At 59.4% G+C, this 26513-nt stretch carries 28 protein-coding genes; 11 read left to right on the forward strand and 17 right to left on the reverse strand.

Translation table 11 applies throughout. The features are described 5' to 3' along the window. The first annotated feature begins 44 nt into the window (after positions 1-44). From AB4P94_RS30880 to AB4P94_RS30895, 4 genes are read left to right on the forward strand one after another with little or no spacing between them, the layout of a single operon-like run. The gene (locus tag AB4P94_RS30880; protein ID WP_395608832.1) at positions 45-773 is read left to right on the forward strand and encodes an ABC transporter permease; all 729 of its coding nucleotides are present in this window, start codon (positions 45-47) and stop codon (positions 771-773) included. Further along, positions 770-1480, forward strand: coding sequence for an ABC transporter permease (locus AB4P94_RS30885; protein WP_395608833.1), 711 nt, complete (start codon positions 770-772; stop codon positions 1478-1480). Before AB4P94_RS30880 ends, AB4P94_RS30885 begins: the two co-directional genes overlap by 4 nt. Before the next feature lie 9 nt (positions 1481-1489). After that, entirely contained in the window at positions 1490-2608 is a 1119-nt protein-coding gene (locus tag AB4P94_RS30890) for a succinylglutamate desuccinylase/aspartoacylase family protein (RefSeq protein WP_395608834.1), read from the forward strand. Between the two features lie 13 nt (positions 2609-2621). Then, complete coding sequence (locus tag AB4P94_RS30895; RefSeq protein WP_090408459.1) at positions 2622-3386, forward strand: ABC transporter ATP-binding protein; 765 nt, start codon at positions 2622-2624, stop codon at positions 3384-3386. On the opposite strand, the gene AB4P94_RS30900 is transcribed toward AB4P94_RS30895, so the two are convergent. Then, positions 3379-4536: a sensor histidine kinase gene (locus AB4P94_RS30900; protein WP_395608835.1), complete on the reverse strand. Its 1158-nt coding sequence runs from the start codon at positions 4534-4536 to the stop codon at positions 3379-3381. The genes AB4P94_RS30895 and AB4P94_RS30900 overlap by 8 nt on opposite strands. A 40-nt stretch (positions 4537-4576) precedes the next feature. After that, positions 4577-5257: a response regulator transcription factor gene (locus AB4P94_RS30905; RefSeq protein ID WP_395608836.1), complete on the reverse strand. Its 681-nt coding sequence runs from the start codon at positions 5255-5257 to the stop codon at positions 4577-4579. 83 nt (positions 5258-5340) lie between these two features. On the opposite strand from AB4P94_RS30905, the gene AB4P94_RS30910 reads away from it, so the two are divergent. The 5 genes from AB4P94_RS30910 (at position 5341) to pdeM (ending at position 11286) form a co-directional block, all read left to right on the forward strand. Then, entirely contained in the window at positions 5341-5766 is a 426-nt protein-coding gene (locus tag AB4P94_RS30910; protein ID WP_395608837.1) for a GtrA family protein, read from the forward strand. Between the two features lie 13 nt (positions 5767-5779). Then, positions 5780-6673 (forward strand): glycosyltransferase family 2 protein, encoded by an 894-nt coding sequence (locus AB4P94_RS30915; protein WP_395608838.1) that lies wholly within the window; start codon positions 5780-5782, stop codon positions 6671-6673. A gap of 31 nt (positions 6674-6704) precedes the next feature. Further along, a complete protein-coding gene (locus tag AB4P94_RS30920; protein ID WP_395608839.1) occupies positions 6705-8093 on the forward strand; it encodes an ArnT family glycosyltransferase in 1389 nt (462 codons plus the stop codon). A gap of 62 nt (positions 8094-8155) precedes the next feature. After that, complete coding sequence (locus AB4P94_RS30925) at positions 8156-10636, forward strand: ligase-associated DNA damage response DEXH box helicase (RefSeq protein WP_395608840.1); 2481 nt, start codon at positions 8156-8158, stop codon at positions 10634-10636. After that, positions 10636-11286 (forward strand): ligase-associated DNA damage response endonuclease PdeM, encoded by a 651-nt coding sequence (gene pdeM, locus AB4P94_RS30930; RefSeq protein WP_395608841.1) that lies wholly within the window; start codon positions 10636-10638, stop codon positions 11284-11286. Before AB4P94_RS30925 ends, pdeM begins: the two co-directional genes overlap by 1 nt. A 22-nt stretch (positions 11287-11308) precedes the next feature. Here pdeM and AB4P94_RS30935 read toward each other — a convergent pair whose 3' ends face one another. Both AB4P94_RS30935 and dcd read right to left on the reverse strand, forming a co-directional pair. Beyond that, on the reverse strand, positions 11309-11506 hold the full coding sequence (locus tag AB4P94_RS30935) for a hypothetical protein (protein WP_016973171.1): 198 nt from the start codon (positions 11504-11506) through the stop codon (positions 11309-11311). A 107-nt stretch (positions 11507-11613) separates the two neighbouring features. Next, positions 11614-12180, reverse strand: coding sequence for a dCTP deaminase (gene dcd, locus AB4P94_RS30940; RefSeq protein ID WP_395608842.1), 567 nt, complete (start codon positions 12178-12180; stop codon positions 11614-11616). A gap of 389 nt (positions 12181-12569) precedes the next feature. Between dcd and AB4P94_RS30945 the strand changes: the two genes are divergently transcribed. Continuing rightward, complete coding sequence (locus AB4P94_RS30945; protein ID WP_002554837.1) at positions 12570-12779, forward strand: cold-shock protein; 210 nt, start codon at positions 12570-12572, stop codon at positions 12777-12779. Between the two features lie 222 nt (positions 12780-13001). On the opposite strand, the gene rpoS is transcribed toward AB4P94_RS30945, so the two are convergent. From rpoS to AB4P94_RS30985, 8 genes are all read right to left on the reverse strand, one after another. Then, positions 13002-14012, reverse strand: coding sequence for an RNA polymerase sigma factor RpoS (gene rpoS / locus AB4P94_RS30950; RefSeq protein ID WP_078741117.1), 1011 nt, complete (start codon positions 14010-14012; stop codon positions 13002-13004). Between the two features lie 106 nt (positions 14013-14118). Beyond that, positions 14119-14961: a peptidoglycan DD-metalloendopeptidase family protein gene (locus tag AB4P94_RS30955; RefSeq protein WP_395608843.1), complete on the reverse strand. Its 843-nt coding sequence runs from the start codon at positions 14959-14961 to the stop codon at positions 14119-14121. A 209-nt stretch (positions 14962-15170) separates the two neighbouring features. After that, positions 15171-15806 carry a protein-L-isoaspartate(D-aspartate) O-methyltransferase gene (locus AB4P94_RS30960; protein WP_010176736.1) on the reverse strand — a complete coding sequence of 212 codons (636 nt, stop codon included), beginning with the start codon at positions 15804-15806 and terminating at the stop codon, positions 15171-15173. Positions 15807-15847: 41 nt separating this feature from the next. Next, on the reverse strand, positions 15848-16597 hold the full coding sequence (gene surE / locus AB4P94_RS30965) for a 5'/3'-nucleotidase SurE (RefSeq protein WP_395608844.1): 750 nt from the start codon (positions 16595-16597) through the stop codon (positions 15848-15850). After that, complete coding sequence (gene truD / locus AB4P94_RS30970; protein ID WP_395608845.1) at positions 16585-17643, reverse strand: tRNA pseudouridine(13) synthase TruD; 1059 nt, start codon at positions 17641-17643, stop codon at positions 16585-16587. Before truD ends, surE begins: the two co-directional genes overlap by 13 nt. After that, entirely contained in the window at positions 17640-18113 is a 474-nt protein-coding gene (gene ispF, locus AB4P94_RS30975; protein WP_395608846.1) for a 2-C-methyl-D-erythritol 2,4-cyclodiphosphate synthase, read from the reverse strand. The genes truD and ispF overlap by 4 nt, the downstream gene beginning before the upstream one ends. Positions 18114-18167: 54 nt before the next feature. Next, a complete protein-coding gene (gene fghA, locus AB4P94_RS30980) occupies positions 18168-19013 on the reverse strand; it encodes an S-formylglutathione hydrolase (RefSeq protein ID WP_395608847.1) in 846 nt (281 codons plus the stop codon). 8 nt (positions 19014-19021) lie between these two features. Next, a complete protein-coding gene (locus AB4P94_RS30985; RefSeq protein WP_025855143.1) occupies positions 19022-20134 on the reverse strand; it encodes an S-(hydroxymethyl)glutathione dehydrogenase/class III alcohol dehydrogenase in 1113 nt (370 codons plus the stop codon). Positions 20135-20243: 109 nt separating this feature from the next. On the opposite strand from AB4P94_RS30985, the gene AB4P94_RS30990 reads away from it, so the two are divergent. Then, positions 20244-21140, forward strand: coding sequence for a LysR substrate-binding domain-containing protein (locus AB4P94_RS30990; protein WP_395608848.1), 897 nt, complete (start codon positions 20244-20246; stop codon positions 21138-21140). 112 nt (positions 21141-21252) lie between these two features. Here the strand turns inward: AB4P94_RS30990 and ispD are convergent, their stop codons facing one another. From ispD to AB4P94_RS31015, 5 genes are all read right to left on the reverse strand, one after another. Beyond that, positions 21253-21960: a 2-C-methyl-D-erythritol 4-phosphate cytidylyltransferase gene (ispD, locus tag AB4P94_RS30995; protein WP_395608849.1), complete on the reverse strand. Its 708-nt coding sequence runs from the start codon at positions 21958-21960 to the stop codon at positions 21253-21255. After that, the gene (gene ftsB, locus AB4P94_RS31000; protein ID WP_078741107.1) at positions 21957-22235 is read right to left on the reverse strand and encodes a cell division protein FtsB; all 279 of its coding nucleotides are present in this window, start codon (positions 22233-22235) and stop codon (positions 21957-21959) included. The genes ispD and ftsB overlap by 4 nt, the downstream gene beginning before the upstream one ends. Before the next feature lie 171 nt (positions 22236-22406). Further along, a complete protein-coding gene (gene eno, locus AB4P94_RS31005; RefSeq protein WP_395608850.1) occupies positions 22407-23696 on the reverse strand; it encodes a phosphopyruvate hydratase in 1290 nt (429 codons plus the stop codon). A gap of 157 nt (positions 23697-23853) precedes the next feature. After that, complete coding sequence (kdsA, locus tag AB4P94_RS31010; RefSeq protein WP_395608851.1) at positions 23854-24699, reverse strand: 3-deoxy-8-phosphooctulonate synthase; 846 nt, start codon at positions 24697-24699, stop codon at positions 23854-23856. A 5-nt stretch (positions 24700-24704) separates the two neighbouring features. Next, positions 24705-26336: a CTP synthase gene (locus tag AB4P94_RS31015; protein WP_395608852.1), complete on the reverse strand. Its 1632-nt coding sequence runs from the start codon at positions 26334-26336 to the stop codon at positions 24705-24707. Positions 26337-26513 lie beyond the last annotated feature (177 nt).

Consider the following 26513-nt stretch of genomic DNA (forward strand, 5'->3'; position numbering starts at 1 on the left):
GGTTTGCGGTGGGCGCTTTTTTATCGCCATTAGGTCCTGAATTCATGTTTGAAGATCTTTTGCAAACCCTGGGGCTGGGTGCCTTCAGCTTGAAGGGGTTCGGCCCGCTGTTGCTGCAAGGTACGTGGATGACCGTGAAGTTGGCGGTCGCCTCCCTGGCCGTCAGCGTCCTGCTGGGCCTGCTCGGCGCCAGCGCGAAATTGTCCAGCGTGGCCCTGATTCGCATCCCCGCGCAGATTTACACCACCCTGATTCGCGGCATACCTGACTTGGTGCTGATGCTGCTGATTTTCTACAGCCTGCAAATCTGGCTGACTGGCCTTACCGATTTTATGGAATGGGACTACATCGAGATCGACCCATTCAGCGCCGGGGTCATTACCCTGGGCTTCATTTACGGTGCTTATTTCACCGAGACGTTTCGTGGTGCGATCCTCGCCGTGCCCCGTGGCCAGCTGGAAGCGGCCACCGCCTACGGCCTCAAACGCGGGCAACGGTTTCGCTACGTGACGTTCCCGCAAATGATGCGCTTCGCCCTGCCGGGCATTAACAACAACTGGTGCGTGATGCTCAAGGCCACAGCGCTGGTGTCGATCATCGGCCTGGCCGACCTGGTCAAGGCGGCCCAGGATGCCGGCAAGAGTACTTACCAACTGTTCTTTTTCCTGGTGCTCGCCGCGTTGATCTACCTGGTGATTACCAGCGCATCCAACGTCGTCCTGCGCTGGCTTGAACGGCGCTACTCCGCTGGGTCCCGGGAGGCCGTGCGATGATCGAACTTCTGCAGCAATACTGGCGGCCCTTCCTGTACAGCGACGGCCAACACATCACTGGGCTTGCGATGACGATGTGGCTGCTCAGCGCCTCGATCTTCATTGGTTTTCTGGTTTCGATCCCGCTGTCCATCGCCCGCGTTTCACGCACGTTCTGGGTACGTTGGCCGGTGCAGTTCTACACCTACCTGTTTCGTGGCACACCGCTCTATATTCAGTTGCTGATCTGCTACACCGGCATCTACAGCATCGCGGCCGTGCGTGCGCAGCCGGTGCTGGACGCGTTCTTTCGCGACGCAATGAACTGCACCATCCTGGCCTTCGCCCTCAACACCTGCGCCTACACCACCGAGATTTTCGCCGGTGCAATCCGCAGCATGGCCCACGGCGAAGTCGAAGCCGCCAAGGCCTACGGCCTGACCGGCTGGAAGTTGTATGCCTACGTGATCATGCCCTCGGCCCTGCGCCGCTCGTTGCCCTACTACAGCAACGAAGTGATCCTGATGCTGCACTCGACCACCGTGGCGTTTACCGCGACGGTGCCGGACATCCTCAAAGTGGCCCGGGACGCCAACTCGGCGACCTACATGACCTTTCAATCATTCGGCATCGCTGCGCTGATTTACCTGACCGTGACTTTTGCCCTGGTCGGCCTGTTTCGCCTGGCGGAGCGCCGCTGGCTGGCCTTTCTCGGGCCGAGCCACTAAGGAGTTTTTATGCGTCATCAGGTGCATGAACTGATCGCGCCCGTGCCAGGCACGGCGCGGCAGATTCACAGTTTCCACTTCGGCCCGGAGCTGGCTGAAGGCAAAATCTACATCCAGTCGTCGCTGCACGCCGACGAGCTGCCGGGCATGTTGGTCGCCTGGCATTTGAAGGTGCGCCTGGCGGAGCTGGCAGCAGCCGGCCGCCTGCGCAGCGAAATCGTGCTGGTGCCCGTCGCCAACCCGGTCGGGCTGGAGCAGGTGTTAATGGATATTCCCCTGGGCCGCTACGAGCTGGAAAGCGGGCAGAATTTCAACCGCAAGTTTGTCGACCTCAGTGACGAAGTGGGCAACCAGGTCGAGGATTTGCTCGGCGATGACCCGCAGCACAACGTCGAGCTGATCCGCACCGCACTGGTCAGCGCCCTCGCCGCGCAAACCGCCGACACCCAGCTGCAATCCCAGCGCCTGGTGCTGCAGCGCCTGGCCTGTGACGCCGACATGGTGCTCGACCTGCATTGCGATTTCGAAGCCGTGGCGCACCTGTACACCACGCCCGAAGCCTGGCCGCAGGTGGAACCACTGGCGCGTTATATCGGCTCGGAGGCCAATTTGCTGGCGACCGACTCCGGCGGGCAGTCCTTCGATGAGTGTTTCACGCTGGTGTGGTGGCAATTGCAGCAGCGTTTCGCCAAGCGTTTCCCGATTCCCATGGGCAGCTTTTCGGTGACCGTCGAACTGCGCGGCCAAGGCGACGTCAACCACGGCCTGGCGGCCCTGGATTGCCAGGCGATCATCGATTACCTGATCCACTTCGGCGCGATTGAAGGCGACGCGGCGCCACTGCCCGCGCTGCCCTACCCGGCCACACCGCTGGCGGGCGTCGAGCCGGTGACCACGCCGGTTGGCGGGCTGCTGGTGTTCAGCGCCCTGCCTGGGGAATACCTGCAAGCCGGGCAACTGATCGCCGAAATCATCGACCCCATTACTGACCGCGTAACGCCCGTGCACTGCCAGAATGCCGGCCTGCTCTACGCCCGTTCGCTGCGCCGCATGGCCACTGCCGGGATGGTCATCAGCCATGTCGCAGGTCTAGAGGCCTACCGCAGCGGCTACCTACTTTCGCCTTGAGGATGCACGCCGCATGTACAAATTGACCGTTGAAGGCCTGCATAAAAGCTATGGCGACAATGAAGTGCTCAAAGGTGTCTCGCTCAAGGCCAAGACCGGTGACGTGATCAGCCTGATCGGCGCCAGCGGCTCGGGCAAAAGCACCTTTTTGCGCTGCATCAACTTTCTGGAAACCCCTAACGACGGCGCCATGACCCTCGACGGCCAGACAATCCGCATGGTCAGCGACCGCCACGGCATGCGCGTGGCCGACGACGCCGAGCTGCAACGCTTGCGCACGCGGCTGGCGATGGTGTTCCAGCATTTCAACCTGTGGAGCCACATGAGCGTGCTGGAAAACATCACCATGGCCCCGCGCCGGGTGTTGGGCTGCAGCAAGAAAGACGCCGAAGACCGCGCCCGCCGCTACCTCGACAAGGTCGGGCTGCCGGCGCGTGTGGCCGATCAATACCCGGCATTTCTGTCTGGCGGCCAGCAGCAACGTGTGGCCATCGCCCGCGCCCTGGCCATGGAGCCGGAGGTGATGCTGTTCGACGAACCTACCTCGGCCCTTGACCCGGAGTTGGTCGGCGAAGTGTTGAAAGTGATCCAGGGGCTGGCCGAGGAAGGCCGCACCATGATCATGGTCACCCACGAGATGAGCTTTGCGCGCAAGGTGTCGAGCCAGGTGTTGTTTTTGCACAAGGGGCTGGTGGAGGAGCAAGGCGCACCGGAAGATGTGCTGGGCAATCCGAAGAGCGAGCGTTTGCAGCAATTTCTCAGCGGCAATCTCAAGTAGCCCGACTGAAAGAGACGCAGGCACGGAACGTGTAGGCTCTGCGCCGGGTATCAAGGGACCAACCGGCATGAGCGCAAGCTCGGGAGACAATCTCCAGGCCGAACCCGAAGCCTTGTGAAGAGGAATGTTTCAGTCGTGTGTTGATGATCACCAAACGTTGCTCAGTGAGGATGACCCGGACCTTTCCGGCACCATGCTGGGCGGCGTTACCGAGCAGGTTCTGGATAACACTGCACGCTATTGCTTCATTCGCCGGCAAGGTGAACGGCGCTGGGCCGCTGAACGCCAAGTCGCCCACAGCGAGCGGGTAAAGCGTCTGATATTTTTCGATCTGCTCGACCACGACTGCGCGCAAGTCAATCACCTCACAACGCAGTTGGCGCGGTTCACGGGTCAGCGATAAAAACAACTCGATGGTCATTTTCATTGCCGCCAATGCCCCTTCCATACGCAACAGGCTGCGCGCACGCTTATCAGCATTGCACTCTGACAAGCGCAGTATCGCCAGGCAGTTATTCAAGATACTCAGAGGGGTTCGCAACTCATGACTGACGTGCCGGGTAAAAGCCTGCTCGCGTAGCAGCACCCCGTTTTGCTGGGCAACCAACGAGGACAGTGTGCGACTCAACGTACCGACTTCATCTCGGCGGTCAAATCCGCTGAACCGGCTTGGCCCGCTGGGTGTGTGGGCCACCTCCGTCGCCAGCCGGGTGATTGGCTGGGAGATGGCCCGGGCAATGGCGATGGCCAGAATCGCGCCCAGGATCAGGATCAATCCGGCCACCGCGCACAACAACCCGAAAATCTGCGCGCCATAGCCTTCGGTCTGGCTGAGCTGCGCTTCGTTCAGCACTAGAATCAATCGCTGCGATGCCCCTGCGACGTCACTCACAAACATATGAATGTCCTTTCCACCGAGCTCATGGTGGCCAACCGATAGTTGCCGTGCGACTGCGGGGGCGTCTGCATCTGCCGACCAATAGCCCTGCAGGTAAATGCTATTGGGCATCGATGTGGCTTGCCCCTCCAAGGCATGCCGCTCCTGGAACGCCTCAGCCTCAAGCTTCAAATAACTGGAAATGATGTGATCCTCCGTCACGTAGACAGTGACCCAGATCAACACGCTGTAAAACAACGTGATGGTTGCCATGAACGGCAGCAGCGCACAGAGCATGCGCGCGAAGAAGGAGTCAGTGGGGAATGGCAAGACGGTAACCCTTTGCGTGGACAGTCCGGATCAGCTCGTTACCGTAGGGTTTACCCAAGGCTTGCCGCAGCCGGTAAACATAGGTTCGCAGTGCATCGCTGTCAGGGGGGTCGCCCTCGGGCCACAGGATAGCCTCCAGTCTGCGTCGGCTGACAGGTTCTGGCGCCGCATCGGCCAACAGGTTCAACAGGTTGAACGGCAGGGCAGGCAACACTGTGACAACACCGTTGTGGCTCAACGACTGCGAGACCGGGTCAATAATCAGGTCGCCCAGCTGTCTCGGGGTTCGTGGCTGGCGCGCAGCGCCTCGACGCAGCAATGCACGGATGCGCCATATCAACTCCTGGGGCTCGAATGGTTTGACCAGATAATCGTCGCCGCCGGCCTCATAGCCCTGCGCCTTATCGGGCAAGGCGTCACGCGCTGTCAAAAATATAACGGGCGTCTGGTTCTGCTCGCGGCGCAATTGCCGACAAGCGTCAAAGCCACTCATTCGCGGCATTGCAACGTCCATGACGATAAGGTCGTACTCATGCCGCCGGGCAAGTTCCAGGCAAGTTTGCCCATCCCGCGCAAAGTCTACGTCGTAGTGAAACTCGGCGAGGTAATCCATCAATGACCCGGCTAATTCATGATCATCTTCCACCAGCAATAATTCCACCATATATAACTCCAACTTCCTACATAAAATCAGGATAGATCTGTCAGTCAGCTATTGAGTTTTTAACGCAGGTGCAAAGGGGCGACGTGACATTTGATTCACGTTTCACCTTATACATTTCAAACATGCCAAATACACTTAAATTGTTCGCTCGCCACTTGAGTGCCGGTGCCGTCGCTACGCTAACGCACTTCATAGTGTTCGCCGGTTTATTGCCTCATCAGAACGCAACACGTTCAACGTTTTGCGCAGGCATCGCCGGGGCGCTGGTCGCTTATGGCCTGGCCAGACATTGGGTCTTCGCAAAGCGACCTTGCAGCGATTTACGCTTTGTTATCAATGCGACAGGCCAAGTTGCTTCAAACACGTTGATCGTCACCGTGCTGGTTGATTGGTACGCGCATCCGTATTTCGCCCAAACGGTAGCGACGGCGGTTGTAACTCTTCAGGGTTTTATCATTAATCACTTATGGGTATTCCAACATGACACCCCGCGCGACCCCTTTACTTGAGTCTCCTCCCGCCATGGAACTTACCATACTGGTTCCGTGCTTTGATGAGCAGTGTGTACTTGAAGAGTTTCACTGCCGGCTGATGGCGACCCTCAAACTTTTGAACATTACCCGTGAGGTGCTGTATGTCGATGACGGCAGCCAGGACAGAACCGCTGAACTTCTCGATCAATTTGCGCTAAGCGAAAATGTTAGAGCACTGCACCTGAGTCGTAACTTCGGTAAAGAAGCAGCGATGCGCGCAGGTATCAATGATGCACAGGGCCGCGCCGTGATCATCCTGGATTGTGATCTGCAGGACCCGCCCGAGTTGATTCCGCTGATGGTGCATGAATGGCATAAGGGGTTTGAAATTGTGAACATGCAGCGCCGATCGCGGCGTTGCGACTCCTGGGTAAGAAAAACCGCCGCCCGTGTGTATTACGCCGCCATGGACCAATTGATCAACGACTTCAACGTGCCCAAGCAAGTCAGCGATTTCCGCTTGATCGGACCTGATGCAGTCACCGCCATTCGAGCCATGGACGACAGTGCCGGTGTATTGAAGATACTGGTCAGTTGGCTCGGCTACCCCAGCACCGAAGTGAATTACGACCGCGAACCGCGCCAGGCAGGCAAGACCAAATGGACCTCGCTGTCGTTGCTGAACCTGGGTGCGGACTCGATCCTGGCGTTCTCGATTCGACCGTTGAGAATGTACAGCTACTTGAGCACAACGAGCTTTGCGGCGGGCCTGATATGGGTCGTAGGCACTGCGATGTTCGGAGATATCACCCAGCAGCATCTGCTGGTGCAATCGATTTTGTTATTGAGCCTGGGCACCGCGGTGGTCGGTGAATACGTCGGCAGGGTGCTGACTGTTGTCAGCCCCCGGCCCCATGCCCTGTGCAAGCGCGCTCAACCCTAAATCCGCCCATCTACCTGCCAAGGCTGCCAGCATGAACCTTTCCGCATCTGTACGTGTGCTCTGGGGAATTTTATTAACCGTGCTACTCATTCGCCTGGCAACGCTTGGGCTTTATCCGCTCATGGATACATCGGAGGCTCGCTATGCGGAAATCGCCCGCAAGATGCTTGTGACAGATGACTGGATCACCCCAATGTTCGATCACAATGTCCCCTTCTGGGGCAAGCCGCCGCTTTCATTCTGGCTACAGGCGCTGAGCATGAAGGCGTTCGGCATCAGTGAGTTCTCCAGCCGGTTTTCAAGCTGGCTGCTGCACGTCGCCAGTTGTTTGTTGATCGTGCGTTTCGCCGCTCAAGAGCGCAGCCTACAGGTTGGATTGACCGCAGCAATCATCTATTCGACGTGTGCGCTGGGCTTCCTTTCCAGTGGCGCGGTATTGACCGATAGCGCCTTGGCGTTCTCCCTGTTGCTCGCCCATTTGGGCTTGTGGCGCGGGCTGATGCACGCAGATCGCAGTTGGGCCTTGGCAGGGTTTATCGGATTGGGTCTGGGCTTGCTCGCAAAGGGTCCTCTTGTGTTGGTGTTGATCACTTTGCCCGCCACACTTTGGCTTGCACTCACCGGTTATTGGCGCCGGCTGCTGGGGCTGCCGTGGTTAACCGGCACCGCGCTGACGCTCGGCATCGCCCTGCCCTGGTACTGGCTGGCGGAACAGAAAACCCCGGGGTTTCTCGAATACTTCATTGCAGGAGAACACTTCAGCCGATACGTGATCAGCAAATGGCAGGGCGACCTCTACGGCAGTGCGCATGCCGAGCCATTGACGATGATATGGGGGCATTTGTTGGGTGCGCTCATGCCTTGGGCACTTTTTTTACCGGTGCTGGTTACGTTGCGAAAGCAGATTAAGGGTCAGCGCGAATACATCATCTTTGTGCTGGCATGGGCGGTTTCAACGCCGCTGTTTTTTACCATGTCCAGCAACATTCTATGGACCTACGTGTTGCCCGCGCTGCCAGCCTGGGCGCTATTGCTGGCCGATGCGATCTGCCAGAGAACCCGAGCCGTGGTGATCGCCGCCCTAGCGCTGGCACTCCCATTGAGCGGTTGCGCCATAATCGTCAGCGGGAAACTCTCCGATCGCCCCCAAAATCAAAAAGACATCGTTGCGCTGTGGAAAGCGCAACAGTCCGCCGCACCGGGCAGCCTGATTTACGTGGGCTCGCGCTCCTACTCGGCGGAGTTTTATAGCAACGGCTGGGCGCGTCACACCAAAAACCTTCAACAGGTCCTGCTTTCCGAAGATGTTTACCTGGTTCAGCGCTTGGACAAAAAGCAACCACTCCCCCTCACCTGTCGCGTGGTGGGCCAGGCAAACGCCTCTGAGTTGCACTACTGCCCAGCCACACTAACGCAGTGAATTAAACCTTTGGTACGCCTCATGGGTCAGTGAATTAAGCCCTCCAGACAGTCAGCGGTCACATGGCAAAACCTCGACACTACGCCAGGCAGTGGTTTGCCACCAAAGGCTGGAAGCCGTTCGCTTTTCAGCGAGAAGTCTGGAAGGCGGTAGAGGACGGTCAGTCCGGTTTGCTGCATGCCAGCACCGGCGCGGGTAAAACCTACGCGCTGTGGTTTGCGGCCCTCAATCGTTTCGCCATCACTCGCCCGCCTGTCACCGCAAAGCGTAAACCGCCTGCCGAGCCGTTGACTGTACTGTGGATCACGCCGATGCGTGCGCTGGCCGCCGACACCGCGCGCGCCCTTGAGGCGCCATTGCAGGCGCTACAGATTCCGTGGAGCGTCGGCCTGCGTACCGGCGACACCAGCAGCAGCGAGCGCGCGCGCCAGACCCGCCGCCAGCCCACCGCACTGGTCACCACCCCGGAAAGCCTGACGCTGATGCTCGCCCGCGCCGACAGCGAGGTGAGCCTGGGCCACCTGCGCATGGTGATCGTGGATGAATGGCATGAACTGATCGGCAACAAACGCGGCGTGCAGCTGCAACTGGCCTTGGCACGGCTGCGGCGCTGGCATCCTGACTTAATGGTGTGGGGGATTTCCGCGACGCTGGGTAATCAGGCTCACGCGCTGGAGGTATTGGTCCCACAAGGTGGCGGGATCAATGTACAGGGCCAGACCGCCAAGCAGTTGCTGGTCGACACCCTGTTACCACCGGTCACCGAGCGCTTCCCTTGGGCCGGGCATATTGGCTTGAAGATGTTGCCGCAGGTGGTCGCCGAGGTGGCCTCCAGCAACAGTTGCCTGGTGTTTACCAATACACGGGCGCAGTCGGAGATTTGGTATCAGGCAATACTGGACGCGCGCCCGGACTGGGCGGGGCTGATTGCCTTGCATCACGGCTCGCTGTCGCGAGAGACCCGCGACTGGGTGGAACGGGCGCTGAAAGACGGTCTGCTCAAAGCCGTGGTGTGCACGTCCAGCCTGGACCTCGGGGTGGATTTTCTGCCGGTGGAGCGTGTGCTGCAGATCGGCTCGGCCAAAGGCGTGGCGCGCCTGATGCAGCGCGCCGGGCGCTCCGGGCATGCGCCGGGGCGGCCATCGCGGGTGACGCTGGTACCGACCCATAGCCTGGAGCTGGTGGAGGCCGCCGCCGCCCAGGATGCGATTGCGCAGCGGCGCATCGAAGCACGGGAATCCCCCTGCAAGCCGCTGGACGTGCTCGTACAACATTTGGTGAGCATGGCACTCGGTGGCGGGTTTACGCCTGACGCCTTGCTCTCGGAAGTACGCGGCGCCTGGGCCTACAAAGACCTCACCGAGGAGGATTGGGCCTGGGCGCTGGGGTTTGTGCGCCATGGCGGGCTGTCACTGACGGCCTATCCCGATTACCGCCGGGTCGAGCCCGACGAGCACGGCGTCTGGCGCGTGCCGGACGCCCGGCTGGCACGGCGGCACCGCATGAGCGTGGGCACTATCGTCAGCGATGCAAGTATCCAGCTGAAATTCTGGAGCAAGGGCGGCGGCGGCAAGAATCTGGGCAGTGTCGAGGAAGGTTTTATTGCACGGCTCAAGCCCGGTGATGGTTTTCTGTTTGCCGGGCGTTTGCTGGAGCTGGTGCGGGTGGAGAACATGACCGCATACGTGCGCCGCAGCAGCGCGAAGAAGGCCGCCGTGCCGCGCTGGAATGGCGGGCGCATGCCACTTTCCAATGAGCTCGCCCAAGCTGTGGTCGAACGCTTTGACGCGGCGGCACAGGGGCGGTATGACGGCCCGGAGATGCAGGCCGTGCAACCCTTGTTACAGACGCAGTTGCGCTGGTCCGGCCTGCCGACGCGCGAACGTTTGCTGGCGGAAGCGTTGAAGTCGCGCGAAGGCTGGCACCTGTTTCTCTACCCGTTCGCCGGGCGTCAGGTGCACCTGGGTTTGGCAAGCTTGTTGGCATGGCGAGTCAGCCAACAACAGCCGGTGACGTTTTCGATTGCGGTGAACGATTACGGGCTGGAACTGTTGAGCGCCACCCCCATCGATTGGCCGCGGTTGTTGAACGAGGCCTTGCTGAGCTCGAAAAACCTGCTGGAAGACGTTGCAGCCAGCCTGAACGCCGGGGAGCTGGCCCTGCGCCGCTTTCGTGAGATCGCCCGTATTGCCGGGCTGGTCTTTGCCGGCTACCCCGGTGCGCCGAAAAGCACGCGTCAGGTGCAGGCCTCCAGCGGATTGTTTTTCGAAGTGTTCAAACAATATGACCCGCAGAACCTGCTGCTGGCCCAGGCCGGGGAAGAAGTCCTGCGCGATGAGTTGGATATTCGCCGGCTGGAAGAGACATTGCGTCATCTGTCGGCGCTGAAACTGGACCTGCATGTGATCGAACGGCCCACCCCCCTCGCCTTTCCGTTACTGGTGGAACGTATGCGTGAAAGCATGAGCTCGGAAAAGTTGTCGGAGCGTATTGCGCGAATGGTCAAGGATTTGGAGAAAGTCGCGGATAACGGGAAGCGCTGATGCACTGCTCACTGGTACTTGAGGATCAAGAGTTGCTGTTGCTGGCGGACAAGGCGGTGTATTGGCCTGCGCGCAAGTGCCTGCTGATTGCCGATGCGCACTTTGGCAAGGCCTCGGCCTATCGCAGCCTGGGCCAACCCGTGCCGCAAGGCACTACTACCGAAAACCTGCTGAAGCTGGATCGGCTGCTGGCCGCCTTCGAATGCACGCAAATGATTTTTCTCGGTGACTTCCTGCACGGCCCCGGCTCCCATGCCAGCGGCACCTTGAGCGCGCTGAGAGCCTGGCGTGAGCGCCATCCCGACCTGACCATGAGGCTGATTCGGGGCAACCACGATAAACGTGCAGGCGATCCACCTGCCGACCTGGGGATTGAAGTGATGGCAGAGCCCCTGCTGATGGGCCCTTTCTCCCTGCAACACGGACCTGAGGTTCACTCTACCCACCATGTACTGGCGGGGCATGTGCACCCGGTGTATCGCCTGCGTGGCAAGGGCCGGCAGAGCCTGCGCCTGCCCTGCTTTCAGATCGGCAGGCGCATGAGCCTGCTGCCCGCGTTCGGGGCATTCACCGGCGGCTATTCAGTGGAAAGAAACGACGATCAGCAGATCTTTGTAGTGGGCGATCAAGCGGTGTGGCCAGTTCAGTGAAGAACGGGCCACACCTGAATCATCACGCGACCGGCGCAGGTGGCGGCTCGTCCGGAAGTACTGGTTCGCCAGGTTCGGTCGGTTGGGGATAATCGGGTTCGGGTTGACCGGGAATGCCGCCTGCAAAGGCGGGGTCGGCCATCAGGGACCAGGCCAGAACACCAATCTGGTTGGGTTCAAGCCGGGCGAGTTCGGCGCTTATTCGCGGGTCGATCTTCATAAAGTACTCCTCAAGCGTGGCCCGGCGCGCTTTGCACGCGCCGAGGCAGTACACCCAATAGAGTCACTTCCCGCAGACAAATTCCCTTAACGTGTAAGACCTTTCGATCAAGCGCGTGGGAGCGTAACGCCGCGCTGGCCCTGATACTTGCCGGCACGGTCTTTATAGGACACTTCACAGGCCTCGTCGGACTGCAGGAACAGCATCTGTGCCACGCCCTCGTTGGCGTAGATCTTCGCCGGCAGCGTAGTGGTGTTGGAGAACTCCAGCGTCACGTGGCCTTCCCACTCAGGTTCAAGCGGAGTCACGTTGACGATGATGCCGCAACGGGCGTAGGTGCTTTTACCCAGGCAAATGGTCAACACGTCGCGGGGAATACGGAAAAACTCCACGGTGCGCGCCAGGGCAAAGGAGTTTGGCGGGATGATGCACACATCACTCTTGACGTCGACGAAGCTTTTTTCGTCGAAGTTCTTCGGGTCGACAATCGCCGAATTGATGTTGGTGAACACCTTGAATTCATCGGCGCAGCGCACGTCGTAGCCATAGCTGGACACACCGTAGGAGATCACCCGGTCAGCGCCTTCGCCACGGATTTGGCGCTCTACGAAGGGTTCGATCATGCCGTGCTCTTGCGCCATGCGGCGAATCCACTTGTCCGATTTGATGCTCATGGCGGGTGTCCTGAATAGCGAGGTGGAAAAATTCTGTGTGGCATCTTACCGGGGCCAGCGTTGGGGTTCAAAGGGCGCAGGGCATTTCTTGATGAATGCACGACGCTCTATAAGCCACAGCCAGCGGGGCCGGGACCCGAATTGCCGTGCGCAGTGACCGTAAATACCACCGCCAGTCACGAAAATGGATAAACCTTGGGAAATACCATTGGCACGTCCCGGAAAAAGGGTTAAGGTGGCGCCACTGTGCTGCTTGTGTCACTGAGAATCTCTACACGATATGTTGAATTTCGATCCAACCATCTCCAAGAATTTTTCCTGCTCTTTGCACTCAGTCTCGGCCAGGGCTTTTCCTGAGTCGCAGTTAACTTTGTCCAAGGAGATACACCATGTCTAATCGCCAAACTGGTACCGTTAAGTGGTTCAACGATGAAAAAGGCTTCGGCTTCATCACTCCACAATCCGGTGACGACCTGTTCGTTCACTTCAAAGCTATCCAATCCGACGGCTTCAAAAGCCTGAAAGAAGGCCAACAGGTTTCTTTCATCGCTACCCGCGGTCAGAAAGGCATGCAAGCTGAAGAAGTTCAAGTTATCTAACTTGTACTGACTTAGTCGAAAAAACCCCGCCCTTAAAAGCGGGGTTTTTTTATGCCCGGGATTTGGTAATGCCTGGCATAAAAAATGTGGAAGCCCTGCATCATGTGGGAGCTGGCTTGCCTGCGATAGCTTCACCCGGTTTTTCAGTTACACCGAGGCGATGCCATCGCAGGCAAGCCAGCTCCCACACAAGCCCGGCTCCCACATTTCAGGGCGCGTCGCTTACTGGAACAACGACTCACTCGACAAGCCATTCTTCTCAAGGATCTCACGCAAGCGCTTGAGACCCTCCACCTGGATCTGCCGCACCCGCTCACGGGTCAGGCCGATCTCCAGGCCTACATCCTCCAGGGTGCTGCTCTCATGGCCGCGCAGGCCGAAGCGGCGAATCACCACCTCACGCTGCTTGTCCGTAAGCTCCGACAGCCACTGGTCAATGCTTTGGGAAAGATCATCGTCCTGTAACAGCTCACAAGGATCCGTCGGACGATCATCCGTCAGAGTGTCCAGCAGGGTTTTATCCGAGTCCGGACCCAATGAGACATCGACCGAAGACACACGCTCGTTCAAGCCGAGCATGCGCTTGACCTCCCCTACCGGTTTTTCCAGCAGGTTGGCGATTTCTTCAGGCGAGGGTTCATGATCGAGTTTTTGAGTCAGCTCACGTGCCGCCCGCAGGTAGACGTTGAGCTCCTTGACCACATGGATCGGCAACCGGATCGTGCGGGTCTGATTCATGATCGCCCGTTCGATGGTCTGGCGAATCCACCAGGTGGCATACGTGGAGAAGCGGAAGCCCCGCTCAGGGTCGAACTTCTCCACCGCCCGGATCAAGCCCAGGTTGCCTTCCTCGATCAAGTCCAACAGGGAAAGACCACGATTGACATAGCGTCGGGCGATTTTCACCACCAGCCGCAGGTTGCTTTCAATCATGCGCTTGCGCCCAGCCGGATCGCCCTTTTGCGACAAGCGCGCAAAATGGACTTCTTCTTCGGGGGTCAGCAGAGGGGAAAAGCCGATTTCATTGAGGTACAGCTGGGTCGCGTCGAGCGCCCGCGTGTAGTCAATGTACTTGTGTTGCTTTAACGCGGTGGAGTTCTTGGATTTGGTGCGAACTGAAGGTGCAGCTGACCCTTCATCATTCGACATCGATTCCTTTTCGGTGAGAATCTCCATTTCAAGGAGAACCTCATCGTCGATGTCAAACTCCGGCGCTTCTTTACTGAGAGCCATTGTTATAGTCCTTTGGTGAGTTCGACCTCAAGCTCAAGCGACGCCTTTATCCTTGGCAACGCTGGAGCCTGTTCCTTCTACGTGAGGGAACAGGCTGTGCAACACATCAACGACGGGGCAGGAATTGCAGCGGATCTACAGGCTTCCCTTGACGGCGAATCTCAAAGTGCAGTTTCACCCGGTCTGTACCAGTTGACCCCATTTCGGCAATTGTCTGTCCGACTTTGACCTGCTGCCCCTCCCGAACCAACAGCCTACGGTTGTGGCCGTAAGCACTGACGTAGGTATCGCTGTGTTTGATGATGACCAGTTCGCCGTAGCCCCGCAAACCACTCCCGGCGTACACCACTGTCCCATCAGACGCAGCTAAAACAGGCTGTCCCAAATCCCCGGCGATATCAATGCCTTTATTCAAACTACCGTTTGAAGAGAATTTTCCAATCAGCACTCCGTTTGAGGGCCACCCCCAACCCGTCGGTGCAGGCCCTGCAGGCGGCAACGGCGCGGGTGCCGGTTTGTTCGCAACCCCAGGCGCGGCGGTGCCTGCAGGCCGGGTGATGATCGTTGTTTTGCTCGAAGACGACGGCGAAGATCCGGTGTTTGTCACAACTGCCACAGGTGCAGAACCGGTGCGCCCATCGAATCGGATGGTTTGCCCCGGATGTATCGTATATGGCACAGGAATATTGTTACGAGCTGCGAGCGCCTTGTAATCCCAACCGTAACGGAAGGCGATCGAGAACATCGTGTCGCCTTTGCGCACCACATATTGCCCGGTGGTGACCGTCGGCTTTTGCGGCACGGCACTGGCACCTGTTCGGTCGACAACCCTGGCGCCACTGGATGGCGAGCTGGAGCAACCCACCAATACCGAACTCAAGACAAGGCCAAGCACCAGTCGCTGAAAACTTGTTTTACTCATACGCTGCGCAAGACCTGTGAGACTCACCCGCCGCTCCCTTTGTGGTGGCTGAACATGAACGCCTGTATCAGGCTTGAAATATGTCGCAAGTATAACTGGGCATTGGCTTTTTACCGGCACACGACTGAAACGAAAAATTCATCATGTTTAAAACCGGTTGTTGACCATGTTGACTCAACTGACCCCGCCGTAAGACACATCCCCGCCAACAGAATTCACTGCCGGCGAATAAATGATCAGGCCAACGGGCCATTGAGCAACGGCACAAAGCGCACGGCGCCCAGCACATGCCGTGAAAAGCCCTCCTCCTCACGGATAATGAGCATCAATTGTTGCACTTCACCGGAACCCACCGGGATAACCAGCCGCCCGCCAGGCGCGAGCTGATCCAGCAATGCCTGGGGCACGTCAGTCGCCACGGCGGTGACGATAATGCCGTTATAAGGCGCCAGCGCCGGCCAGCCTTCCCAACCGTCACCCCAGCGGAACACCACATTGCGCAGGTTCAACTCCACCAGGCGCTCCTTGGCGCGGTCCTGCAGGACCTTGATGCGCTCCACCGAGAACACCCGCTCCACCAACTGTGACAGCACGGCCGTCTGGTAACCCGAACCAGTGCCAATCTCCAGCACCTTGTCCAACGGCCCTGCCGCCAACAGCAGCTCGCTCATGCGCGCCACCATATAAGGCTGGGAGATGGTCTGGTTGTGGCCGATGGGCAGCGCGGTGTCCTCATAGGCACGGTGCGCCAGGGCCTCATCGACAAACAGATGCCGCGGTGTACGGCGGATGACTTCCAGCACCTGGGCGTTGGACAGGCCTTCTTCGTACAGGCGCTGGATCAAACGCTCGCGGGTGCGCTGGGAGGTCATGCCGATACCACGGCGCAGCATTTCGTCTTGTTCACGTGCCATCAACGCAGCCCCTCAAGCCAGCCATCGAGGCTACTGAAGGCATCACTGAAGGTGCGATCAAGTTGCAACGGGGTAATCGAAACATAACCTTGCATCACCGCATGAAAGTCCGTGCCGGGGCCACCGTCTTCAGCGTCGCCTGCCGCCGCGATCCAATAGCCTTCCTTGCCACGCGGGTCGACCACTTTCAAGGGCGCCGCCGCACGGGCGCGATGGCCCAGGCGCGTCAGCTGAATGCCGCGAATATGATCAAGGGGCAAGTTGGGGATATTGACGTTGAGCACCGTGCGCGGCGGCAACTCCAGGGAACCGTGAGCTTGCACCAGCTTGCGCGCGAAGTACGCCGCTGTCGCCAGGTTATCCAGCTGCCGCGAGGCGAAGGAGAACGCGAACGAAGTCCGGCCGAGAAAGCGCCCTTCAAGGGCCGCCGCCACGGTGCCGGAATACAGCACGTCATCGCCCAGGTTGGCGCCGAGGTTGATGCCCGACACCACCAGATCCGGCTCCTGGTCCAACAGGCTGTTGATCGCCAGGTGCACGCAGTCGGTGGGGGTACCGTTCACGCTGATAAAGCCATTGGCCAGAACCTGGGGGTGCAACGGACGGTCGAGCGTCAGCGAACTGCTGGCGCCGCTCTTGTCCTGGTCCGGGGCAACCACCACACACTCGGCATAATCTTGCAGCGCGCCATAGAGCGCGGCAAGACCGGGTGCGGTGGCACCGTCATCGTTTGATATCAGAATACGCATGGGCTGTCCGTCTGCCCCACCGGCACCAGATCAACAAGCTCGCGCACCAAGACAGTGGCGAAGCATCCAGCCGGCAGGACGAATTCCAATTGCAGAATGTCAGGCCCGGGATAATGCCACGTCAACCCGCCAATGGGCAGTCGCAGAATGCGACGTTCCTGGCTCATGCCCGCGTTCACCAGCCAATCGCGCAGCTCAGGTTCACTGGCGGCAACCTTTTGCTCAAGCTCATGGGTCGCGCCGGCAGCCGGCGAATCACCCTCGCCCCACTGCGGCCCGGTTGGGTGCAGGTCCAGAATGGCCAGGCGCGGGTCGCTGCATTCAGCCTCCCCCGCCGGGAAGAAACTGCGACTGTCGGTGAACGCCAGCAAGTCGCCCACCTGGGCGCGCTGCCACGAACCGTCTGCAACCCGCGCCGCCAATACTTTGTTGAACAGGAAACTGCGCGCGGTAGACAACAACCGCGAACGCACATTGCGCTGTTCCGGCAAAGCCTTGCGCACTGCCCAGTCACGGGCGTCCACGACGTTACCGCCGTTATGGCCGAAGCGCTGGGCGCCGAAATAGTTGGGAATGCCGTGCCGGGCGATCTGTTGCAAGCGCGCATCGATGGCGGCGGCGTCACCGGCAAACTGGGTCAGGCGCAAGGTGAAACCGTTGGCCGAGTGCGCGCCGCGTTGCAGCTTGCGCTTGTGGCGGGCGATTTTGAGAATCTTGAGCGTGTCGTTTTCCGCCGCGCTCATGTCCGGGTCGGCCTTGCCGGGCAGTTGCACACTGAACCATTGGCGGGTCAATGCCTGGCGATCCTTGAGCCCGGCATAGCTGACGGTGCGCAAAGGCACGCCAGCCGCCTTGGCGATACGCCGCGCGGCCTCTTCGGTATTCAGCCCGCGCTTTTCCACCCACAACCACAGGTGCTCGCCATCGCCGGTCAGCGGAATGTCGAGGACTTCATCAACCTGAAAATCTTCAGCCGTCGCTTTCAGGACCGCGCTGCCCAGCGCCTCGCCATAGGCCCGTGGGCCCAGCAATTGCAGATCATTCATGCGCGCAGCAACAAGGCGACGGAGTGCACCGCGATGCCCTCTTCACGACCGGTAAACCCGAGCTTTTCGGTGGTGGTGGCTTTCACGTTGACTTGATCCAATTCAATTTGCAGGTCGGCGGCAATCAGTGCGCGCATCGATTCGATATGCGGCGCCATTTTCGGCGCCTGGGCCACGATGGTGTTGTCGACGTTGCCGACCTTCCAGCCCTTGGCGTGGATCAGGCCGACCACATGGCGCAGCAAAACACGGCTGTCCGCCCCCTTGAAGGCAGGATCAGTGTCCGGAAAATGTTTGCCGATATCACCCAACGCGGCCGCGCCGAGCAAGGCATCGCTCAAGGCATGCAACACAACGTCGCCATCGGAATGAGCCAGCAACCCATGGTGGTGCGAGATGCGCACGCCACCCAGGGTGATGAAATCGCCTTCGGCGAAACGGTGCACATCGTAGCCGTGGCCAATACGCATAAAAAAACGCCCCGATTTAATTCAGGGCGTGATTCTACCTACTTTTGCCTCACATTAACCGAGCAAAGCGCGGCCATGGTGTCGCAAATGATCTTCGATGAAGCTGGCGATAAAGAAGTAACTGTGGTCATAGCCGGGTTGCAGGCGCAATTGCAACGGATGGTTGGCTGCCTTGGCGGCTTGTTGCAACGCTTCAGGCTTGAGTTGCACGGCCAGGAAATCGTCGCGATCACCTTGGTCCACCAGCAGCGCAAGCTTTTCCGAGGCTTCGCTGATCAGCACGCAGGCGTCCCATTCGCGCCATTTGGAGCGTTCTTCACCCAGATAACGGGAGAATGCTTTTTGACCCCACGGGCAATCCATCGGATTACTGATCGGTGAAAACGCCGACACCGACTGGTAGCGCCCAGGGTTGCGCAACGCGCAGACCAGCGCGCCGTGGCCGCCCATCGAATGGCCGCTGATGCCGCGCTTGTCCGAAGCCGGGAAATGCGCCTCAACCAACGCAGGCAATTCCTGCACTACATAGTCATGCATCCGATAATGCTTGGCCCAGGGTTCCTGCGTGGCATTGAGGTAAAAGCCGGCCCCGAGGCCAAAATCCCAGGCATTGTCCGGGTCGCCCGGCACACCTGGCCCACGGGGGCTGGTATCCGGCGCAACGATAATCAGCCCCAGCTCGGCGGCCATGCGCTGAGCACCGGCCTTCTGCATGAAGTTTTCATCAGTACAGGTCAAACCGGACAACCAATACAGCACCGGCAGCTTGCCACCCTGCTCCGCTTGCGGCGGCAGGTAGACGGCAAACGTCATGTCGCAACCCAACACGTCGGAATGATGTTTGTAGCGTTTATGCCAGCCGCCGAAGCTCTTCTGGCAGGACAGGTTTTCCAGACTCATGGCCGACCTCAGAAGTGGATGACGGTACGAATGCTCTTGCCTTCATGCATCAGGTCAAACGCTTTGTTGATGTCTTCCAGGCCCATGGTGTGGGTGATGAAAGTGTCCAGCGGGATTTCGCCGGTCTGGGCCATTTCCACATAGCTCGGCAATTCGGTACGGCCGCGTACGCCGCCGAACGCCGAACCGCGCCAGACGCGACCGGTGACCAGCTGGAACGGGCGCGTGGCGATTTCCTGGCCGGCACCGGCCACGCCGATGATCACCGACTCGCCCCAGCCTTTGTGGCAGCACTCAAGCGCGGCGCGCATCAGTTGCACATTGCCGATGCACTCAAAGGAGAAATCCACGCCGCCGTCGGTGAGGTCGACGATCACGTCCTGGATCGGGCGGTCGTAGTCTTTCGGGTTGATGCAGTCGGTAGCGCCCAGTTGCTTGGCGATCTCGAACTTGGCCGGGTTGATGTCGATGGCAATGATGCGGCCGGCCTTGGCTTTGACTGCACCGATGACCGCTGACAGGCCGATACCGCCCAGACCGAAGATGGCCACGGTGTCGCCCGGTTTGACTTTGGCGGTGTTGATCACTGCGCCGATGCCGGTGGTGACGCCGCACCCCAGCAGGCAGACTTTTTCCAGCGGCGCCTCTTTAGGAATCTTGGCCACGGAGATTTCCGGCAACACGGTGTACTCGGAAAACGTCGAGGTGCCCATGTAATGGAAAATCGGCTGGCCCTTGTAGGAAAAGCGCGTGGTGCCGTCTGGCATCAAGCCCTTGCCCTGGGTCGAACGAATGGCCTGGCACAAGTTGGTCTTGCCCGACAGGCAGAACTTGCACTTGCCGCATTCAGGGGTATACAGCGGGATCACGTGGTCGCCAACGGCCACCGAGGTCACGCCCTCGCCGATCGCCTCAACCACCGCACCGCCTTCATGGCCGAGAATCGACGGGAAGATGCCTTCCGGGTCGGCGCCTGACAGGGTGTAGGCATCGGTATGGCACACGCCGGACGCGACCACCCGCAACAGCACCTCGCCCGCCTTGGGCATGGCCACATCCACCTCCACTATCTCAAGGGGCTTCTTGGCTTCGAAGGCTACAGCGGCGCGGGATTTGATCATCCGGGTTTCTCCATGGCGTTAAAAACTGAGGCATCGAGTGTAAAACATGGCTTATTGATTAATAATCCGAACCAAAGCAAAACATTATTGCTGTATGGGGATAATCAACATGCTGGAAAACCGCTGGGAAGGCATCGATGAATTTGTCGCCGTTGCCGAATGCAGCCAATTCACGGCGGCAGCCGAGCGGCTGGGTGTGTCGTCATCGCACATCAGCCGGCAGGTGGCGCGCCTGGAAGAGCGGCTACAGACGCGGTTGCTGTATCGCAGTACGCGCAAGGTGACGCTGACCGAAGCCGGCCAGACCTTTCTGCAGCATTGCCAGCGGTTGCAGGACGGCCGTGAAGAAGCCTTGCGTGCGGTCGGCGACCTCACCAGCGAACCCAAGGGCATGTTGCGCATGACCTGCGCGGTGGCGTACGGCGAACGCTTTATCGTGCCGTTGGTGACGCGCTTCATGGAGCTTTATCCGCAATTGCGCGTCGACGTTGAACTGACCAATCGCCAACTTGACCTGGTACATGAAGGCCTCGACCTGGCGATTCGCCTGGGGCGTCTGCAAGACTCACGCATGGTCGCCAGTCGCCTGGCACCACGGCGCATGTATTTGTGTGCGTCACCGTCCTACCTGGAACGGTATGGACGGCCACATAGTTTGTCGGAGTTGAGCCGGCATAACTGTTTGATCGGCAGCTCGGATATCTGGCAAATGGCCCAGGACGGGCGCGAGTTTTCCCAGCGGGTGCAAGGCAATTGGCGCTGCAACAGCGGGCAGGCGGTGCTGGATGCGGCGTTGCAGGGGGTTGGGTTGTGCCAGTTGCCGGATTATTACGTGCTGGAGCACTTGCACAGTGGCGCGCTGGTGTCGTTGCTGGAAGCGCATCAGCCGCCGAATACGGCGGTGTGGGCGTTGTATCCGCAGCAGCGGCATTTGTCGCCGAAGGTCAGGAAGCTGGTGGATTTTTTGAAGGTGGGGTTGGCACAGCGGCCGGAGTACAGCAGCTAATCATGGGTTGTCTGCCCGGGCCTCATCGCAGGCAAGCCAGCTCCCACACCTGGAACGCATTCCTCCTGTGGGAGCTGGCTTGCCTGCGATGAAGTCGACGCGGTGCAATTGACTAGCGCCGATTAGCCCAACGCAGCCGCAACCACTCCAAATCCTCAGGCCGGGTCACTTTGATGTTGTCCGAGCGCCCTTCGATCAAACGTGGCGCCTGGCCGGACCATTCCATGGCCGAGGCTTCGTCGGTGATCACCGCATCCGCCACCAGGCTGTCAGCCAGGGCACGGTGCAACGCGCCGAGGCGGAACATCTGCGGCGTGTAGGCTTGCCAGATCAGGCTGCGGTCGACGGTTTCCACCACGCGGCCGTGTTTGTCGACGCGCTTGAGGGTGTCGCGAGCCGGCACCGCCAGCAAGCCGCCCACCGGGTCATCCGCCAGCTCGGCCAGCAGCTTATCGAGGTCATCGCGGCTCAGGTTGGGCCGCGCTGCGTCGTGCACCAACACCCAGTCGTCATCGCTGGCGCCTTGGGCATTGAGTTGCAGCAACGCATTGAGTACCGAGCCCGAGCGCTCGGTGCCACCGTCCGCACGCAGGATGCGCGGGTCGTTGGCGCACGGCAGACTTGGCCAATAGGGATCATCGATAGCGACACTGACCACCAGCCCCTTGAGGCCGGGGTGGTCGAGAAAACAGCCGAGGCTGTGTTCGAGAATTGTGCGCCCGCCCAATTGCAGATACTGCTTGGGACGGTCCGCGGTCATTCGGGCACCAACGCCCGCGGCAGGAATCACGGCCCAGAAGGCCGGCAGAGAGTCGATCATTGGGCCAACTGATAAAGGGTTTCGCCGTCCTTGACCATGCCCAACTCATGACGAGCCCGCTCTTCAACGGTCTCCGTGCCTTTTTTCAGCTCCAGCACTTCAGCGTCAAGCACGCGGTTACGCTCCAGCAGGATTTCGTTTTCGGCGTGTTGGTCGGCAATTTGCTGGGTCAGCTCTTTTACCTGCGCAAAGCTGCCATTACCGACCCATAGGCGGTACTGCAGGCCAGCCAGCAACAAGAGCAAGACGAGGAACAACCAATTGGGACTGCGCATCGAAATCCGGGTATCCAGTAAAAAAAGACAGCCATGCAAAACTTTTGCAGCAACTGATAGCACGAAGCCTGGAAAAACCAGGCTTGTGCTTGATAGCCATCAGATTAGCGTCGAAATCCACACTGTTGTGTTTTTTCCGACGCAATCCGCAAGCTTTTTACCATCGATCAATCAGCCGCGAAACTCGCTGCGGCCGTTGTACTTGGCTTTACCCGCCAATTGCTCTTCGATACGCAGCAATTGGTTGTACTTGGAAACGCGGTCGGAACGGCACAGCGAACCGGTCTTGATCTGGCCAGCCGAGGTGCCCACAGCCAGGTCGGCAATGGTCGAATCTTCGGTTTCACCGGAGCGGTGGGAGATCACGGCAGTGTAGCCCGCAGCCTTGGCCATCTGGATGGCTTCCAGGGTTTCGGTCAGGGTGCCGATCTGGTTGAACTTGATCAGGATCGAGTTGGCGATCTTTTTGTCGATGCCCTCTTTCAGGATCTTGGTGTTGGTCACGAACAGGTCGTCGCCCACCAATTGGATCTTCTCGCCGATCTTGTCGGTCAGCACTTTCCAGCCTGCCCAGTCGGACTCGTCCAGGCCGTCTTCGATCGAGATGATCGGGTAGCGCTCGGTCAGGCCTTTGAGGTAGTCAGCGAAACCTTCGGAGGTGAACACGTGGCCTTCACCGGACAGGTTGTACTTGCCGTCCTCAAAGAATTCGCTGGCCGCGCAGTCCAGGGCCAGGGTCACGTCGGTGCCCAGCTTGTAGCCAGCGTTGGCAACAGCTTCAGAGATCACTTTCAGTGCATCTTCGTTGGACGCCAGGTTCGGCGCGAAACCACCTTCGTCGCCCACTGCAGTGCTCAGGCCACGGGCCTTCAGCACAGCCTTGAGGTGATGGAAAATCTCGGTGCCCATGCGCAGGCCTTCGGAGAAGGTCTTGGCGCCAACCGGCTGCACCATGAATTCCTGGATGTCGACGTTGTTATCGGCATGCTCGCCACCGTTGATGATGTTCATCATCGGAACCGGCATCGAGTACACACCCGGGGTGCCGTTCAGGTTGGCGATGTGGGCGTACAGCGGCAGGTCCTGGTCCTGGGCAGCAGCCTTGGCAGCGGCCAGGGACACGGCGAGGATGGCGTTGGCGCCCAGGCTGCCTTTGTTTTCGGTGCCGTCGAGCTTGATCATCGCGTGGTCCAGGGCTTTCTGGTCCAGCGGGTCCTTGCCCAGCAGCAGGTCACGGATCGGGCCGTTGATGTTGGCGACGGCCTTGAGTACACCTTTGCCCAGGTAACGGCTCTTGTCGCCATCACGCAGTTCCAGCGCTTCGCGCGAACCGGTAGAAGCACCGGACGGCGCGCAGGCGCTGCCGATGATGCCGTTATCGAGAAGCACGTCGGCTTCGACGGTGGGGTTGCCACGGGAGTCGAGAACTTCACGACCTTTGATGTCGACGATTTTTGCCATTGTTGTAAACACTCCAAAGTTGACGAAAACGACGCAGCTGAAGGAAATCTTTTGACCGACCGCAAGGGTGGAACAACGGGGCAGGCTTGCAGGCGACAAGGCTCAGGCCCGCAGGCCTGAGCGTAAAACGAGGGAAAGTCTACCGGAGAAACAGGGCTTACGCGGTCTCTACCGTCGGAAAACTCTTGACCAGTTCGTCCAACTGCTTGAGCTGGGCCAGGAACGGCTCCAGCTTGTCCAGGCGCAGGGCACAGGGGCCGTCGCATTTGGCGTTGTCCGGGTCCGGGTGGGCTTCCAGGAACAGGCCGGCCAAGGACTGGCTGAGGCCGGCCTTGGCCAAATCCAATACCTGGGCACGTCGCCCACCGGCGGAATCGGCACGACCACCGGGCATTTGCAGCGCGTGGGTCACGTCGAAGAACACCGGGTATTCGAACTGTTTCATGATGCCGAAACCGAGCATGTCCACCACGAGGTTGTTGTAGCCGAAGCTCGAACCGCGCTCGCAGAGGATCAACTGGTCGTTACCCGCTTCCACGCACTTGTTCAGGATATGTTTCATTTCCTGAGGCGCGAGGAACTGGGCTTTCTTGATATTGATCACAGCGCCGGTCTTGGCCATCGCGACAACCAGGTCGGTCTGGCGCGACAGGAAGGCCGGCAACTGGATGATGTCGCACACCTCGGCGACCACGGCAGCCTGTTCAGGCTCGTGGACGTCGGTGATGATCGGCACGCCGAAGGCTTGCTTGATGTCCTGGAAGATCCGCATGCCTTCTTCAAGGCCCGGGCCGCGATAGGACGTCACGGACGAACGGTTGGCCTTGTCGAAGCTGGCCTTGAACACGTAAGGGATACCGAGTTTCTCGGTGACCCGCACGTACTCTTCACAGACCTGCATCGCCATGTCGCGGCTTTCCAGCACGTTCATGCCGCCGAACAGCACCATGGGCTTGTCGTTGGCAATCTCGATGTCGCCTACGCGAATGATCTTCTGGGCCATCAGGTTTACGCCTTCTTCTGATGTTGCGTCAGTGCAGCTTTAACGAAACCGGTGAACAACGGATGACCGTCGCGCGGGGTCGAGGTGAACTCAGGGTGGAACTGGCAGGCCACGAACCACGGATGATCCGGCGCCTCGACCACTTCAACCAGCTTGCCATCACCGGAACGACCGGAGATTTTCAGGCCGGCTTCTTTGATCTGCGGCAGCAGGTTGTTGTTCACTTCATAACGGTGACGGTGACGCTCGACGATCACGTCCTTGCCGTAGCAATCGTGAACCAGCGAACCCGGCTCCAGCAGGCAATCCTGCGCGCCAAGGCGCATGGTGCCGCCCAGGTCGGAGGTTTCGGTGCGGGTTTCGACGGCGCCGGTGGCATCTTCCCACTCGGTGATCAGGCCCACGACCGGGTGGCCGCTGGTGTGATCGAACTCGGTGGAGTTGGCGTCTTTCCAGCCCAGCACGTTACGCGAGAACTCGATAACGGCCACTTGCATACCCAGACAGATACCCAGGTACGGCACTTTGTTCTCACGAGCGTACTGCACGGCAGTGATCTTGCCTTCCACGCCACGCAGGCCGAAACCGCCTGGAACGAGGATCGCATCAACACCTTCGAGCAAGGCAGTGCCCTGGTTCTCGATGTCTTCGGAGTCGATGTAGCGCAGGTTGACCTTGGTGCGGTTGCTGATACCGGCGTGGCTCATCGCTTCGATCAGCGACTTGTACGCGTCCAGCAGTTCCATGTACTTGCCGACCATGGCGATGGTGACTTCGTGCTCCGGGTTGAGCTTGGCGTCAACCACCGCTTCCCACTCGGACAGGTCCGCGCCATTGCATTGCAGGCCGAAACGCTCGACCACAAAATCGTCCAGGCCTTGCGAATGCAGAATGCCCGGGATCTTGTAGATGGTGTCGGCGTCTTCCAGCGCAATCACCGCACGTTCTTCAACGTTGGTGAATTGCGCGATCTTGCGACGCGAGGAGATGTCGATCGGGTGATCGGAGCGGCACACCAGCACGTCCGGCTGCAGGCCGATGGAACGCAGTTCCTTGACCGAGTGCTGGGTTGGCTTGGTTTTGGTTTCGCCGGCGGTGGCGATGTACGGCACCAGGGTCAGGTGCATCAGCATCGCGCGCTTGGCGCCGACTTCGAAACGCAGCTGGCGGATGGCTTCGAGGAACGGTTGGGATTCGATGTCACCCACGGTGCCACCGATCTCGACCATTGCCACGTCGGCATCGCCTGCACCTTTGATGATGCGGCGCTTGATTTCATCGGTAATGTGCGGAATCACCTGGATGGTTGCACCCAGGTAGTCACCACGGCGCTCTTTGCGCAGCACGTGCTCGTAGACACGGCCGGTGGTGAAGTTGTTGTTCTGGGTCATGGTCGTGCGGATGAACCGCTCGTAGTGGCCCAGGTCCAGGTCGGTCTCGGCGCCGTCGTGGGTGACGAACACTTCACCGTGCTGGAACGGGCTCATGGTGCCCGGGTCAACGTTGATGTACGGGTCCAGCTTGAGCATGGTGACCTTAAGTCCCCGCGCCTCCAGGATGGCCGCCAATGAAGCGGAGGCAATGCCTTTCCCCAATGAAGAAACAACACCGCCCGTGACGAATATGTAGCGCGTCATGAAAAACCCTAGAAGTCTGCGTTAAAGCGGTCCGAGCCGCCGGGGAAAGCGAAGGAAGGCCGAAGCCCCCGATCACCTGCATTAATCACAGTGCACCTTTCAAAAAAACCGCCGCGTGGTGACAGACCAGCAATGAAACACCGGTACGTTGATCGCTACACATTTTTTGGAATCGCC

Origin of the sequence: Pseudomonas sp. B22129, assembly GCF_044218875.1 — a bacterium.
GTDB lineage: Bacteria > Pseudomonadota > Gammaproteobacteria > Pseudomonadales > Pseudomonadaceae > Aquipseudomonas.

What these genes read in the sequence shown, in the direction of transcription:
- AB4P94_RS30880 (WP_395608832.1), top strand. Translation starts at nt 45, where the DNA reads ATGTTTGAAGATCTTTTGCAAACCCTGGGGCTGGGTGCCTTCAGCTTG.
- AB4P94_RS30885 (WP_395608833.1), top strand. Translation starts at nt 770, where the DNA reads ATGATCGAACTTCTGCAGCAATACTGGCGGCCCTTCCTGTACAGCGAC.
- AB4P94_RS30890 (WP_395608834.1), top strand. Translation starts at nt 1,490, where the DNA reads ATGCGTCATCAGGTGCATGAACTGATCGCGCCCGTGCCAGGCACGGCG.
- AB4P94_RS30895 (WP_090408459.1), top strand. Translation starts at nt 2,622, where the DNA reads ATGTACAAATTGACCGTTGAAGGCCTGCATAAAAGCTATGGCGACAAT.
- AB4P94_RS30900 (WP_395608835.1), bottom strand. Translation starts at nt 4,536, where the DNA reads ATGGCAACCATCACGTTGTTTTACAGCGTGTTGATCTGGGTCACTGTC.
- AB4P94_RS30905 (WP_395608836.1), bottom strand. Translation starts at nt 5,257, where the DNA reads ATGGTGGAATTATTGCTGGTGGAAGATGATCATGAATTAGCCGGGTCA.
- AB4P94_RS30915 (WP_395608838.1), top strand. Translation starts at nt 5,780, where the DNA reads ATGGAACTTACCATACTGGTTCCGTGCTTTGATGAGCAGTGTGTACTT.
- AB4P94_RS30920 (WP_395608839.1), top strand. Translation starts at nt 6,705, where the DNA reads ATGAACCTTTCCGCATCTGTACGTGTGCTCTGGGGAATTTTATTAACC.
- AB4P94_RS30925 (WP_395608840.1), top strand. Translation starts at nt 8,156, where the DNA reads ATGGCAAAACCTCGACACTACGCCAGGCAGTGGTTTGCCACCAAAGGC.
- pdeM (WP_395608841.1), top strand. Translation starts at nt 10,636, where the DNA reads ATGCACTGCTCACTGGTACTTGAGGATCAAGAGTTGCTGTTGCTGGCG.
- AB4P94_RS30935 (WP_016973171.1), bottom strand. Translation starts at nt 11,506, where the DNA reads ATGAAGATCGACCCGCGAATAAGCGCCGAACTCGCCCGGCTTGAACCC.
- dcd (WP_395608842.1), bottom strand. Translation starts at nt 12,180, where the DNA reads ATGAGCATCAAATCGGACAAGTGGATTCGCCGCATGGCGCAAGAGCAC.
- AB4P94_RS30945 (WP_002554837.1), top strand. Translation starts at nt 12,570, where the DNA reads ATGTCTAATCGCCAAACTGGTACCGTTAAGTGGTTCAACGATGAAAAA.
- rpoS (WP_078741117.1), bottom strand. Translation starts at nt 14,012, where the DNA reads ATGGCTCTCAGTAAAGAAGCGCCGGAGTTTGACATCGACGATGAGGTT.
- AB4P94_RS30960 (WP_010176736.1), bottom strand. Translation starts at nt 15,806, where the DNA reads ATGACCTCCCAGCGCACCCGCGAGCGTTTGATCCAGCGCCTGTACGAA.
- surE (WP_395608844.1), bottom strand. Translation starts at nt 16,597, where the DNA reads ATGCGTATTCTGATATCAAACGATGACGGTGCCACCGCACCCGGTCTT.
- truD (WP_395608845.1), bottom strand. Translation starts at nt 17,643, where the DNA reads ATGAATGATCTGCAATTGCTGGGCCCACGGGCCTATGGCGAGGCGCTG.
- ispF (WP_395608846.1), bottom strand. Translation starts at nt 18,113, where the DNA reads ATGCGTATTGGCCACGGCTACGATGTGCACCGTTTCGCCGAAGGCGAT.
- fghA (WP_395608847.1), bottom strand. Translation starts at nt 19,013, where the DNA reads ATGAGTCTGGAAAACCTGTCCTGCCAGAAGAGCTTCGGCGGCTGGCAT.
- AB4P94_RS30985 (WP_025855143.1), bottom strand. Translation starts at nt 20,134, where the DNA reads ATGATCAAATCCCGCGCCGCTGTAGCCTTCGAAGCCAAGAAGCCCCTT.
- AB4P94_RS30990 (WP_395608848.1), top strand. Translation starts at nt 20,244, where the DNA reads ATGCTGGAAAACCGCTGGGAAGGCATCGATGAATTTGTCGCCGTTGCC.
- ispD (WP_395608849.1), bottom strand. Translation starts at nt 21,960, where the DNA reads ATGATCGACTCTCTGCCGGCCTTCTGGGCCGTGATTCCTGCCGCGGGC.
- ftsB (WP_078741107.1), bottom strand. Translation starts at nt 22,235, where the DNA reads ATGCGCAGTCCCAATTGGTTGTTCCTCGTCTTGCTCTTGTTGCTGGCT.
- eno (WP_395608850.1), bottom strand. Translation starts at nt 23,696, where the DNA reads ATGGCAAAAATCGTCGACATCAAAGGTCGTGAAGTTCTCGACTCCCGT.
- kdsA (WP_395608851.1), bottom strand. Translation starts at nt 24,699, where the DNA reads ATGGCCCAGAAGATCATTCGCGTAGGCGACATCGAGATTGCCAACGAC.
- AB4P94_RS31015 (WP_395608852.1), bottom strand. Translation starts at nt 26,336, where the DNA reads ATGACGCGCTACATATTCGTCACGGGCGGTGTTGTTTCTTCATTGGGG.